This window comes from Sphingorhabdus buctiana, assembly GCF_042680825.1.
GTDB classification, from domain to species: Bacteria; Pseudomonadota; Alphaproteobacteria; order Sphingomonadales; family Sphingomonadaceae; genus Sphingorhabdus_B; species Sphingorhabdus_B buctiana.
In genome coordinates, this window is the sequence record NZ_JBHUEL010000008.1 from 223,037 (window position 1) to 234,977 (window position 11,941).

Sequence of the window (11,941 nt, forward strand, 5' to 3'; positions counted from 1 at the left end):
AGCGAATGGCGCAGCGCCTATACGCTCGATTTGACCAGTTTCGCCAATATGTCGGCCGCAAAAGCACTCAGCGTGTCATCTCGTGCGCCCATGATAACGATGCGGTCGCCCGGCTGGGCAATTTCGACGATGCGGTTGCCGCAGTCTTCTCGCGAGGGGATATATTCGGCCTGCTTGCCTGCTGCGACGACAGCGTCGGTAATCGACTGGCTACCCAAAGTTTTGTCCACCGTGCCACCGAAATAGACCGGATCGCACAGAATCAGATGATCGTCGCGGTTGAGGTGCTTGGCAAACACCGCGGCCAGTTCGCTGCCCATGACGCGGATGGGGCCATAGCCGTGCGGCTGGAAAAAGGCGATGACGCGGCCCGGAAAGGCCTTGAGCGTCGCAAGGGTTGCCGCCGTCTTATCCGGATTATGGCCGAAATCATCGATGACGGTGATCCCGCCTGCAATGCCGACAATGTCGAAGCGGCGTGCGAGGCCGGCAAAGCGCTCCACCCCATGCACTGCCTGTGCTAGTGGAACATCAAGGGCCAGCGCCGCGGCGATCGCCGCAAGGGCATTGGATATGTTGTGCCGACCGGGCACTTGCAGCGTCACTGGCCAGCTCTGCCCATTCGCCTTGAGCGTGAAGCGGCTGGCCAAAGGCAATTCGACGACATCGACCGCGCGTACATCTGCCCGATCGGTAAAGCCGAAGCTGATCGCGTCCCCAAGTCCCATAGGGGCGAGCAGGGCAACGCTTTCAATATCGTCCGCATTCCAGACAGCGCGCTTTGCGGTGCGGGCAAAATCGCCGAACAACTGCCGCAGTTCATCGAGCGATTTGTGATCGAGGCTGATATTGTTCAGCACTGCGACTTCGGGCCGGAACAGGGCGATCGAGCCATCGCTTTCGTCCACTTCCGACACGAAAACCCCACCATGGCCAACGCGCGCGCTGGCGAAGGGTGTTCCGTCCGAAACGAAATTCTTCATCACTCCGCCATTCATGATGGTTGGGTCCAAACCTGCATCGGTCAGGATCCAGCCGATCATGCCGGTGACGGTCGATTTGCCGCTGGTCCCGCCGACAGCGACGGAGCGCGTTGCCGCGTTGAACAGTTCGGCCAGCAGCTCGGCGCGGGTCATGCGTGCGCAGCCAAGCTCCTTTGCCTTTGCTACATCGGGAACGCTGTCTTCAACGGCGGCAGATGCGACCAGTATCTGGTCAGCGCTTTTCAGGCCGCTGCCGTCTTGCGGGAAAATATCGATGCCGAGGCTTTTCAGCCATTCGAACTTGGGGGCGAGACGACCTTGATCGAGCGCACGATCCGATCCTGCAACCTGCGCCCCGCCGTCGCGCACGATATTCGCGAGCGGCAACATTCCCGAGCCGCCAATACCGCAAAAGAAATAGGATTTGTTTTTTGACATCCGGCCCCGCTATTGCGCAGGGGCAATTTTGGCAATCGCTTATCGGTGGAGGGACAATGAGGATCGGCATTTGCGCACCATCAACCCCTTTTACCCGAGACGATGCTGCGCGGGTAATCACACTCGCCGCGCACAGCCATCCGGAGGCCGAACTGGTCTTTGATGACCAATGTTTCATCGAAAATGGCCATTTCGCAGGCACTGACGAGCAGCGGCTGGAAGCCATTGTGCGCCTTGCCAACGATCCCGCATTCGACGCCATCTGGTTTGTACGCGGCGGATATGGTGCGTGCCGGATTGCCGAAGAGGCTGTTCGGCAGCTCAAGGCACCTGCGCGATCGAAAACCTATTTGGGGTATAGCGATCAGGGCAACCTTTTGGCGGCGCTTTACAAGGCTGGGATTGGTTGGCCTGTTCATGGCCCTATGCCGACGGATATTCGCCGTGACGGTGGCGACGGCGCGGTCAAGCGGTCTTTGGATTGGTTGGTAAAAGGTGACGCCAAGTCTCTGGAATCAAATATTGAAAGTGGCAGAAGTTATGTCGCATTCAACCTGATGACGCTCGCCATGCTCGTCGGAACGCCCCTGATGCCCGACCTCAAAGGGCATGTGTTGATGGTCGAAGAGGTCAGCGAATATCTCTACGCGTTCGACCGCGCATTCTTTCATGTCGGGGAGCATTTGAAGGACGCAGGTCTTGCCGGGCTGCGGCTTGGCCGGGTCAGCGACGTGCCCGAAAATGACCGCCCCTTTGGCGAGACGGCGGAGGAAATTGCCAAACGTTGGTGCGCGCGCTTCAAGATACCGTTTCTTGGTGAGGCGGATATCGGACACGATATCGAAAACAAGGTCGTTCCGTTCGGTGCAATCGGCTAGGCGGGATTGCGCAAATCCACCTGCAGCAGATCGTCAATGAACAGGCTCACCAACTCGGCCTGCGTAGCAACGCCTGACTTGGCATAGACATGGCTGAGCTGGGCGCGGACCGTGCCCTGCGCGGCGCCACGTAATCGGGCTATCTCGGCGGCATCGCATCCTTTTATGGCGAACAGCGCCACTTCAGCCTCGGCATCGGTCAGCTTCCAGTCTTGAAAGCGCATCTGGATATGATCGGTAAGCGCGCCCGAGGCGATTGCCAAAATCCGTTCCCGTTCTTGCGCTTCGGCCAGCAGCCGCCTCGCCATCCAGGCGCCAATGCCAACACCCGCCAGCAAGGCAAAGGCAATCAATGCCTCGACCAATATGTGAAAATCCATCTCGCCCGCAGCAAGATCGCCGATGGCATCAGCTATGAAGAAAATGGCTGCAACTGCCTGAATGCCGACAATGATCGCAACGAGACCGGCCCTTGCGGGGCCGGTCGTTACTGGATTGGCGACTTTATCCGTCATTGCTTCTTTCGGTTCATGAAGGGAATCATTGCCCCCAATGTGCCGCGACCATGCCGCATTGTTTCGAACAGGACACCCAAAATGTGCAGAGCGATAAGCGCATAAAGCAGGTTCACCGCGGTTTCGTGGACTTCCTCCATGAGTTCCTCACCGCCTTCGTCGCCCTCATGCTCTTCTTCTTCTTCCTCCGATTCTTCTTCGTTCCCGACTTGGTACGAAGCTGCTTCATAGGCTTCGCCGACTTCGCGGACGTTCGGATTGGCAGGTGGCGGCCCTGACATTGCAATCCCGCTGCCGATGATCAGCGCGAGGCAGGCCCAGAGCGCATATACCATCATCGTCCCGAGCGGATTATGCGATGTATGATGTTGTGCCTCACCGCTTCGCGCGCTGGCGATGTGACGCACAGCCCGGAACGGGTTGGGCGGGAATGCCGAAAAGCGCGCATTACGCGTGCCGACAAATCCCCAAAGCCAGCGCAGCAACAGCAATCCGGCGAGGGCGTATCCTACCCAGACATGCCATCCGGAGCCCTCTTCGGTGAAAATCGCGTTGGCAATGACTGCGGCAGCAACGCCCCAGTGTGTCAGCTTGACGATAGGATCCCAGCGTTTGGGAAGGGCAGGGTTTGGCATATCGGTCTCCGTTTCGGAATTGGTCCTTCCCGCAACTGGTGACGCCTCACGCCATCTGTCCATCCGACAATTGCTGATACGCGCTGCATAAGCAGATGCTTACCGCCAATGGGTTGACCAAAAGCTTGAGCGAACTCTTTCATTTCGGGCTTTGTCGCCTACATTGGCGCAATGCAGGGCACTTTCGGAAAATGGCTATCCAACTGGGTCTGGCTCGTTCCAGCGCTTGCATTGACCGCCGTTCTCGCGAGCCTGACCGCGTCTATGCCCGTTGCATTGATTGGCATCCTGCTCGCTGGCGCGGTTATCGCGGCGGTGCATCATGCCGAACTCGTGGCGCATCGGATCGGCGAACCTTACGGGACACTGGTGCTTGCGCTTGCGGTGACGGTGATCGAGCTTGGTTTGATAATCACCCTGATGTCCGCTGCTGGTGAGGGCGCGGCCACACTGGCGCGCGATACTGTTTTTGCTGCAGTGATGATCATCCTCAATGGATTGGTCGGCATTTGTTTGTTGATTGGTGGATTGCGGCACCGGGAACAAAGTTTCCAGCAAACAGGCGTCAGCGCATCGCTTGCCACATTATCGGCGCTAACCGTTTTCAGCCTGGTCTTGCCCAATTACACCGTTTCCGAACCGGGGCCGGTCTATTCAACATCGCAACTGGCATTCGTCGCGATCATCTCTGTGATCCTGTACGGCACTTTTGTCGCGGTCCAGACGGTGCGTCACAGGGATTATTTCCTTCCGCCCAAGGAAAAGGCGGCCAATGTCGATGAGCATGCAGAGCGGCCTACCGCCCGCGCGGCGTTATTTTCCTTCATGCTTTTGATTGCATGCCTTGTTGCCGTTGTTTTGCTGGCAAAACAGTTGGCAGATCCAGTCGAGCAAATGGTAGCCGAATGGGGTGCCCCGCGTGCACTCGTCGGGGTGATCATCGCAGCTTTGGTGCTTTTGCCAGAGAGTGTCGCTGCCGTTCGGGCGACACTGGCCAATCGGCTGCAGACCAGCCTTAATCTGGCGCTGGGCTCCGCCTTGGCCACGATCGGGCTAACAATTCCAGCGGTCGCTGCGCTCTCGATTACCATGGCAATGCCCATTGCCCTGGGCCTCGATAGCAAATCGATGGTCCTTCTGATGTTGACGCTGCTCGTCAGCGCGCAGGCGCTTGCAACCGGCAAGACCACGATCCTTCAGGGCGTGGTACATCTCGTTATCTTCGGGGTCTATTTGTTCACAACTATCATTCCCTGATACGCACTCATGCTTGCATCGTTCGCCATCCGGCCATAGGCGGCAAGAAACGACGAATTGCATGAGGGAGCAAACATGCGGGCATTTATTTTTCCAGGGCAGGGCAGCCAGGCTGTCGGCATGGGCAATGCACTGGCCGAGGCGAGCGCGGTTGCACGTGAGGTGTTCCAGGAAGTCGACGACGCATTGGGGCAAAGCCTGTTCAAGCTTATGTGCGAAGGCCCCGAAGCCGACCTGACTCTCACCGAAAATGCGCAGCCCGCGATCATGGCCAACGCCATCGCGACTTTGCGTGTGCTGGAGAAGGAAGGCGGTGTGAAGCTTTCCGAAAAGGCGCATTTCGTTGCGGGCCACAGCCTCGGGGAGTATACGGCCCTCTGCGCGGCTGGTGCTTTTGACCTTGCGACCACCGCCAAGTTGCTCAAGCTGCGCGGGCAGGCGATGCAGGCCGCAGTCCCTGTCGGCGTGGGCGCAATGGCTGCCTTGCTCGGCGCCGATATCGAAAAGGCAGAGGCGCTTGCGTCTGCCGCGGCGCAGGGCGAAACCTGCACCGTCGCCAATGACAATGACCCGACGCAGGTTGTGATTTCGGGCCATAAGGCTGCGATTGACCGCGCGGTGGAGCTGGTCAAAGACCATGGCATAAAGCGCGGCATTCTCCTTCCGGTTTCCGCACCATTCCATTGCCCGCTGATGCAGCCTGCAGCTGACCGCATGGCGGATGCGCTTGGGCAAACCACGATCAATGCACCCTATGTGCCGGTATTTGCCAATGTGCTCGCTGCGCCTGTTTCGGAGCCCGATGGAATTCGCAAGCTTCTGGTCGAGCAGGTTACCGGGCGCGTGCGCTGGCGGGAATCGGCGATTGCGATGTGCGATGCCGGTGTGACGCATTTCTATGAGTTTGGCGGAAAGGTTCTCTCGCCAATGGTCAAACGCAGCGCGGGTGATGAAGTTGCAACCACCAGCATCATTTCGATGGACGATATCGAAGCTGCCCTGAAGGAGCTCTAAGCCATGTTGCTGCAAGAACGCGATGGTTCTATCCTGACCATCACCCTGAATATGCCGGAAAAGCGCAATCCGATTTCCGACGTCGGCGTCGTCGATGCGTTGTGCAAAGCATTTGAAGAAGCAGACCGCGATATTTCGGTGCGTTGCGTCATCCTGACCGGCGCAGGAACAGCTTTTTCGGCTGGCGGAGACTTGAAACAGATGCGCCCCGACAGCGGCGGACTGCGTTCGGGCAATCCGGTCGAAACACGGCGCAATTACAAATATGGTATTCAGCGCCTGCCGCTGATGTTCCAGGCATTGGAAGTGCCTGTGGTGGCTGCCGTGAATGGCCATGCCATTGGTGCCGGGCTGGACCTTGCGACGATGTGCGATGTGCGCGTCGCGGCAGAAAGCGCCAAATTTGCCGAAAGCTTCGTCAAGCTTGGTATCATTCCGGGAGATGGCGGTGCATGGTTGCTGCCGCGTATCGTCGGTTTCAGTCGCGCCACCGAACTGGCGCTGACCGGTGAAATGATCGACGCGGCCGAAGCACTTAAGATTGGTTTGGTCAGCCATGTTGTGCCCGATGCAGACCTGCTGACAAAAGCACGCGAAATCGCTGCCAAGATTGCCTCCAATCCTCCACACGCCGTGCGCATGACCAAACGCCTGTTGCGCGAAGGACAGATGGCGGACCTCAAGAATATCCTCGAAATGTCAGCCGCAATGCAGAGCCTGGCACATAACACCCGCGACAATGATGAGGCGATCAACGCCTTCATCGAAAAGCGCGCACCGGTTTTCACAGGAGAATAAGATGTTCGATCTTTCAGGCATGACGGCGCTTGTGACAGGCGCTTCGGGCGGAATTGGCAGCGCGATTTGCGCCGCGCTGGCAGGGCAGGGCGCTCGGCTCGCGGTTTCGGGCAGCAATGTCGAGAAACTGGAGGCGTTTCGTGCGTCGCTGGGCGGCGATCATGTTGCTGTGCCGTGCAACCTTGGCGACAAGGATAGCGTGGAAGCACTGGTACCCGGCGCACTCGAAAAGCTCGGCCAAATCGACATTCTTGTGAACAATGCAGGCGTCACGCGCGACAACCTCGCCATGCGGATGAAGGATGAGGAGTGGGAAGAGGTGATCCGCATCAACCTCGAAGCAGCATTCCGGCTGATGCGCGCGGCGACCAAGCCGATGATGAAGGCGCGTTTTGGCCGTATCATCACCATCACCAGCGTCGTTGGCGCGACAGGCAATCCGGGGCAGGTCAACTATGCCGCTTCAAAGGCGGGCCTCGTCGGCATGTCCAAAGCACTGGCTGCGGAGCTTGCCAGCCGTAATGTTACTGTCAACTGCGTGGCGCCGGGCTTTATCCGTACCGCCATGACCGACGTTTTGCCCGATGTGCAAAAGGAAGCGCTCAACGCACGAATCCCGATGGGCCGCATGGGCGAAGGCAGCGATATCGGCGCCGCTGTTGCCTATCTTGCCTCGAAGGAAGCAGGCTATGTCACCGGCCAGACACTTCATGTGAATGGCGGAATGGCGATGCTCTGACGCGCTTCATCGGCCACAAAATCACTCCCCCCTTGCCAGCCGCGTTGCTGGGCATTAGGGGCGGATTTCGTTATTCGAATCCCAAACAAGAAGGGGCATAAAATGAGCGACACCGCGGATCGGGTTAAGAAGATTGTCGTCGAACATCTCGGCGTTGAAGCTGACAAGGTTACCGAAGCTGCAAGCTTCATCGACGATCTGGGCGCAGACAGCCTCGATATCGTTGAGCTGGTCATGGCTTTCGAAGAAGAATTCAACGTCGAAATCCCCGACGATGCGGCCGAAAAGATCTCGACCGTCAAGGACGCGATCGATTTCATCAACTCGAACAGCTGAGTTGAGGCTGCTTTGCGCAGCTGAATGAACGGATTTTTCAAACGGCTTTCCGGACAGGCGTGAACCTGCTGGAAAGCCGTTTGCTTTTTTGCTCGCGCTCGCCTTAATGGGCGCAAAGAAATTGCACGATGGAGAGCTTCACATGCGTCGGGTTGTAGTTACAGGTCTGGGTCTGGTTACGCCGCTGGGTGGCGATGTCGAAACGACTTGGGCGAACTTGCTGGCATCCAAGTCTGGCGCAGGCCGGATCACTCGCTTTGATGCCGAGGCCGGTGGCCAGAAATGCCTCATCGCGTGCGAAGTGAAGCCCAAGGATCATCCTTGGGGTTTCGATCCAGACAAGCGCGTCGATCACAAGATTCAGCGCCAAGTCGATCCCTTCATCGTTTATGGCATTGATGCCGCCGGCCAAGCGCTCGAAGATGCCGGTCTCGCTGATATGGATGATGATCTGAAGACGCGCACTGGCTGCTCGATCGGTTCAGGTATTGGCGGGCTTCCGGGTATCGAGAGCGAATCGATCGTGCTCCATGAAAAGGGCCCCGGTCGAGTTTCGCCACATTTTGTGCATGGCAGGCTAATCAATCTTATCTCGGGCCAGGTTTCGATCAAATATGGCCTGATGGGCCCCAACCATGCTGTGGTGACCGCCTGCTCGACTGGCGCGCACTCGATCGGCGACGCCGCCCGCATGATCAAGGATGGCGATGCTGATGTCATGCTTGCCGGCGGTGCCGAAAGCACGATCAACCCGCTCGGCGTTGCCGGATTCGCCCAGGCACGCGCGCTCAATTCCAGCTTTAACGATCGCCCCGAACAGGCAAGCCGCCCTTATGACAAGGATCGCGACGGCTTTGTTATGGGCGAAGGCGCGGGCGTTGTCGTGCTCGAAGAATATGAACATGCCAAGGCGCGCGGTGCGAAAATCTACGCCGAAGTCGTAGGTTATGGCCTTTCGGGTGACGCCTACCACGTCACCGCCCCGCACCCCGAAGGCAAGGGTGCCGAACTTGCGATGCGCATGGCATTGCGCAAGGCCGGGCTTGCGGCCGGCGACATAGACTATGTCAACGCGCACGGCACCTCGACCATGGCGGATACAATCGAACTGGCGGCTGTGAAGCGCGTGTTGGGCGATGACCTTAGCGGCGCATCGATGAGCAGCACCAAATCGGCCATCGGCCACCTTTTGGGCGGTGCCGGTGCGGTCGAGGCGATTTTCTGCATCCTCGCCATCCGTGACCAAATCGTGCCGCCGACGCTCAATCTCGACAATCCGGATGAAGGTACCGAAGGCGTCGACCTTGTCCCGCATGTTGCGCGCAAGCGTGAGGTGAAGGCAGCGCTAAACAACAGCTTCGGCTTTGGCGGAACCAATGCCAGCCTGATCGTAAAGGCCGTCTGACGGCATGAACCGGCTGGTCAAAGGGCTGCTGCTTGCAGGCGGCCTATTGTTCCTGATTATCGCGGGGAATTTCGTTTATGGCTGGACGGCTGCAGGGCCGCTGACCAAGGAAACCGCGGTCGTCATAAAGCCGGGCACAAGCATCCGTTCGGCTGCCAGCCAGTTGGAAGAGATTGGCGCGATCAAATCCGCCGATGCGTTCGTCAATCGCGCCCGCATTTTCGGGGCATCGAGCACGATCAAGACGGGTGAGTTCCTGATCCCGGCGCAGGCTTCCAATTCCGATATCCTCTCTATCCTAACGGGCGGCAAAATAGTTCAGCGCATGGTCACGGTGCCTGAAGGGATGCCTTCGATCATGGTCTATGAGCGGCTGATGGCTAATGATCGGCTCACCGGCGAAATTCCTGTTCCTGCCGAAGGATCGATCCTGCCCGATAGCTATGCCTTCCAAAAGGGTGAACCACGCGCTGCGGTTGTTGCCCGTATGCAGGCAGCAATGAAAAAGGCGATTGATGAGCTGTGGCCCAAGCGCAGCCCCGACACGGTTGTGAAAACGCCACAAGAGGCGATTACGCTGGCGTCGATCGTTGAAAAGGAAACCTCGAAGAAATCGGAACTGCGGATGGTCGCAGGCGTTTATTCGAACCGCTTGCGCGTCGGGATGATGCTGCAGGCGGACCCAACGATTATCTATCCGATAACCAAGGGTAAACCGCTGGGGCGGCGCATCCGCCAATCGGAAATCGCCTCGGTCAACGATTATAATACCTATTCGATGACCGGGCTTCCAAAAGGGCCGATTGCCAATCCGTCACGCGCAGCGATTGAGGCGGTGCTCAATCCAGAAAAGACCGACTATCTGTTCTTTGTTGCCGATGGCACAGGTGGCCATATTTTTGCCAAAACGCTTCAAGAGCATAACGCCAATGTAGAGCGCTGGTACGCTATCCGCCGCGAGCGGGGGGAAATGTAACCCCCGCTTATGGCTCCACAATGTTGAAGGCCGCCGGCATGGGATCGAGTGCCGCCTGCAATGCTTCGACTGCAGCCTTGTCCCCTTCGATCTTCAATCCTGCCGCTTCCAATTGCGCCAGCGGCATTTTGAGGAACAGCATGGCAAGGTAAAGCTGGCGCGGGCCAGTAACCGTCGCATCTGGTGCGGTATGCGCGGAATTCATTTCGGTGATCATCACCGAATTTCCCACGCTGATCTTTGCCTTTTCCTGTCGATCCGGAATGACAAAATTGATCGCCAGCTTCCGGTCTTGAATGATCTCAGGATTAAGCCGCGTTGCCACCGAATCGAAAAGCAACGGCGTGGCAATTGCCGAAATCATGTCGACGCTTTGCGAAGCAATGCTGGGCGTCATCCCTTGCCGCAAATCGCGTGCTGCAGTGAGGAACTGGTTGCGCCAGATGGCAGATTCGGCCTGGTATCCCTGTTGCTCGTAGCTGTCGGCAAGCAAGGCGCGGGCTTCCGCATTTTTGGGTTCAGCAAAGACGAGTTGGTGGAGCAAGTCGGATGACCAGCGATAATCACCGGCCTTCATGGCTTTCTTTGCCTCGGCCAGCACCTTCTTCGCTCCGCCCATGGCTGCAACCAGACGTTTGCCGCGCTCTTCGGGCGGATAGGGGTTGAGATTGGCAGGAATGGCATCATACCAGCCCAGATAGCGCTGGTAGACCGCCTTGGAGTTGTGGCTGTAGGTGCCATAATAACCACGGTTGAACCATTGGTTGGCCAGCGCGGGCGGTGCCTTCAGCTTCTCGGCAATTTCAGTCTGGGTATAGCCTTTGTTCATCAGGCGCACGGTCTGGTCGTGGAGATAGCGGTAATTATCGCGATGGCCCGATAGCCAGCTTTCGACTTCCTTTTGCCCGAAACGCGGCCAACAATGGCTCGATACGATTGTATTGCTACGTCCGGCATACAGGTTCACCGCTTCGCCTAGGTATTGAGACCAGGCCAGTGCATCGCGCACCTTTGCACCGCGCGGCGTCAGGATATTGTGCAAGGTGCAGGTCGCAATTTCCGCCGCCAGGAAGGTTCGTGCGGCGGGCAAATAGACATTCATTTCTGAAGGTGCTTCGGTTTCAGGGACCATCTGGAATTCCAACTCCACGCCGTCGATGGTGCGCTTTTCACCTGTCTTCAGGATGGTATCGGTCGGCGTCAGCAGGGTGATTTCGCCACCGGCAACACCCTTGCCGATGCCGCTGCCCATCTGGCCCTGTGCCCCGGGCGCAAGGCCTGTGCCGAACTGGTAATTGGCACGGCGGCCCATCGCAGCACCGGCCATGACATTTTCGGATGCCGTTTCCTCAATGAAATGCGCAGGTGCGATGATCGCGACCTTGCCGGCCTTGATGTCGGCTTCGCTGGTGACGCCGCGTGCGCCGCCAAAATGGTCGCCATGGCTGTGGCTGTAGATCAGGCCGGTGACGGGACGTGCGCCGAGTTCCTTGTTCACCAGTTCAAGTGCGGCCGATGCGGTTTCGCGGGTGGTCAGCGGATCGATCAATATCCATCCAGTCTCTCCCTTGATCACGGTCATGTTCGAAATGTCGAATCCGCGAACCTGCCACACATTGTCAGCGACCTTGTAGAGACCGTGGTGGCGGAGGATCGACATGTGCCGCCAAAGGCTGGGGTTGACCGTCGCCGGCGCATCGCCCTGCATCCAGCTATAAGCTTCCACGTTCCAGACGGGGCGACCATCTTTTGCACGAATGATGGGGTCGCTGCGCGTCGCGATAAATCCACGCTGCGAAAATTCCAGGTCTCGTCCGTCATCGGCAGGTAAACTAGCAGCTATTTCCTTTTGCGCGGCGATCGTCGCCTCGCTGGCGGGTTTGGGTTCCAAGGCCGGATTGGCGGCGAACGCAGGCGTTGCAACGCCCAGCAGCAAAAGCGGAATCAGTCGCATATATTCTCTCCCT

12 protein-coding genes are annotated in these 11,941 nt (G+C 58.1%); 8 read left to right on the top strand and 4 right to left on the bottom strand.

The window, feature by feature from the left end:
* Nucleotides 1-17 precede the first annotated feature (17 nt).
* Nucleotides 18-1,421: a UDP-N-acetylmuramate--L-alanine ligase gene (locus tag ACFSAG_RS09355; protein WP_381513911.1), complete on the bottom strand. Its 1,404-nt coding sequence runs from the start codon at nucleotides 1,419-1,421 to the stop codon at nucleotides 18-20.
* Nucleotides 1,422-1,477: 56 nt separating this feature from the next.
* Between ACFSAG_RS09355 and ACFSAG_RS09360 the strand changes: the two genes are divergently transcribed.
* Nucleotides 1,478-2,299 (top strand): LD-carboxypeptidase, encoded by an 822-nt coding sequence (locus ACFSAG_RS09360; RefSeq protein WP_381513912.1) that lies wholly within the window; start codon nucleotides 1,478-1,480, stop codon nucleotides 2,297-2,299.
* On the opposite strand, the gene ACFSAG_RS09365 is transcribed toward ACFSAG_RS09360, so the two are convergent.
* Together ACFSAG_RS09365 and ACFSAG_RS09370 are read right to left on the bottom strand one after the other, a co-directional pair.
* Nucleotides 2,296-2,814: a helix-turn-helix transcriptional regulator gene (locus ACFSAG_RS09365; RefSeq protein WP_381513914.1), complete on the bottom strand. Its 519-nt coding sequence runs from the start codon at nucleotides 2,812-2,814 to the stop codon at nucleotides 2,296-2,298. The two genes, ACFSAG_RS09360 and ACFSAG_RS09365, sit on opposite strands and share 4 nt — an antisense overlap.
* A complete protein-coding gene (locus ACFSAG_RS09370) occupies nucleotides 2,811-3,449 on the bottom strand; it encodes a cytochrome b/b6 domain-containing protein (RefSeq protein ID WP_381513916.1) in 639 nt (212 codons plus the stop codon). Before ACFSAG_RS09370 ends, ACFSAG_RS09365 begins: the two co-directional genes overlap by 4 nt.
* A gap of 171 nt (nucleotides 3,450-3,620) precedes the next feature.
* Between ACFSAG_RS09370 and ACFSAG_RS09375 the strand changes: the two genes are divergently transcribed.
* The 7 genes from ACFSAG_RS09375 (at nucleotide 3,621) to mltG (ending at nucleotide 9,974) form a co-directional block, all read left to right on the top strand.
* On the top strand, nucleotides 3,621-4,706 hold the full coding sequence (locus ACFSAG_RS09375) for a calcium:cation antiporter (RefSeq protein WP_381513919.1): 1,086 nt from the start codon (nucleotides 3,621-3,623) through the stop codon (nucleotides 4,704-4,706).
* A 75-nt stretch (nucleotides 4,707-4,781) separates the two neighbouring features.
* Entirely contained in the window at nucleotides 4,782-5,720 is a 939-nt protein-coding gene (gene fabD / locus ACFSAG_RS09380) for an ACP S-malonyltransferase (RefSeq protein ID WP_381513922.1), read from the top strand.
* 3 nt (nucleotides 5,721-5,723) lie between these two features.
* Nucleotides 5,724-6,518 carry a crotonase/enoyl-CoA hydratase family protein gene (locus ACFSAG_RS09385; RefSeq protein ID WP_381513924.1) on the top strand — a complete coding sequence of 265 codons (795 nt, stop codon included), beginning with the start codon at nucleotides 5,724-5,726 and terminating at the stop codon, nucleotides 6,516-6,518.
* Nucleotide 6,519: 1 nt separating this feature from the next.
* Entirely contained in the window at nucleotides 6,520-7,257 is a 738-nt protein-coding gene (gene fabG / locus ACFSAG_RS09390; protein WP_381513927.1) for a 3-oxoacyl-[acyl-carrier-protein] reductase, read from the top strand.
* Between the two features lie 102 nt (nucleotides 7,258-7,359).
* Nucleotides 7,360-7,593 carry an acyl carrier protein gene (locus tag ACFSAG_RS09395; protein ID WP_374613722.1) on the top strand — a complete coding sequence of 78 codons (234 nt, stop codon included), beginning with the start codon at nucleotides 7,360-7,362 and terminating at the stop codon, nucleotides 7,591-7,593.
* Nucleotides 7,594-7,735: 142 nt separating this feature from the next.
* On the top strand, nucleotides 7,736-8,998 hold the full coding sequence (gene fabF, locus ACFSAG_RS09400) for a beta-ketoacyl-ACP synthase II (protein WP_374613720.1): 1,263 nt from the start codon (nucleotides 7,736-7,738) through the stop codon (nucleotides 8,996-8,998).
* Between the two features lie 4 nt (nucleotides 8,999-9,002).
* On the top strand, nucleotides 9,003-9,974 hold the full coding sequence (gene mltG / locus ACFSAG_RS09405; protein ID WP_381513932.1) for an endolytic transglycosylase MltG: 972 nt from the start codon (nucleotides 9,003-9,005) through the stop codon (nucleotides 9,972-9,974).
* 7 nt (nucleotides 9,975-9,981) lie between these two features.
* Here the strand turns inward: mltG and ACFSAG_RS09410 are convergent, their stop codons facing one another.
* Nucleotides 9,982-11,928 carry an alkyl/aryl-sulfatase gene (locus ACFSAG_RS09410; protein WP_381513935.1) on the bottom strand — a complete coding sequence of 649 codons (1,947 nt, stop codon included), beginning with the start codon at nucleotides 11,926-11,928 and terminating at the stop codon, nucleotides 9,982-9,984.
* Nucleotides 11,929-11,941: the final 13 nt, after the last annotated feature.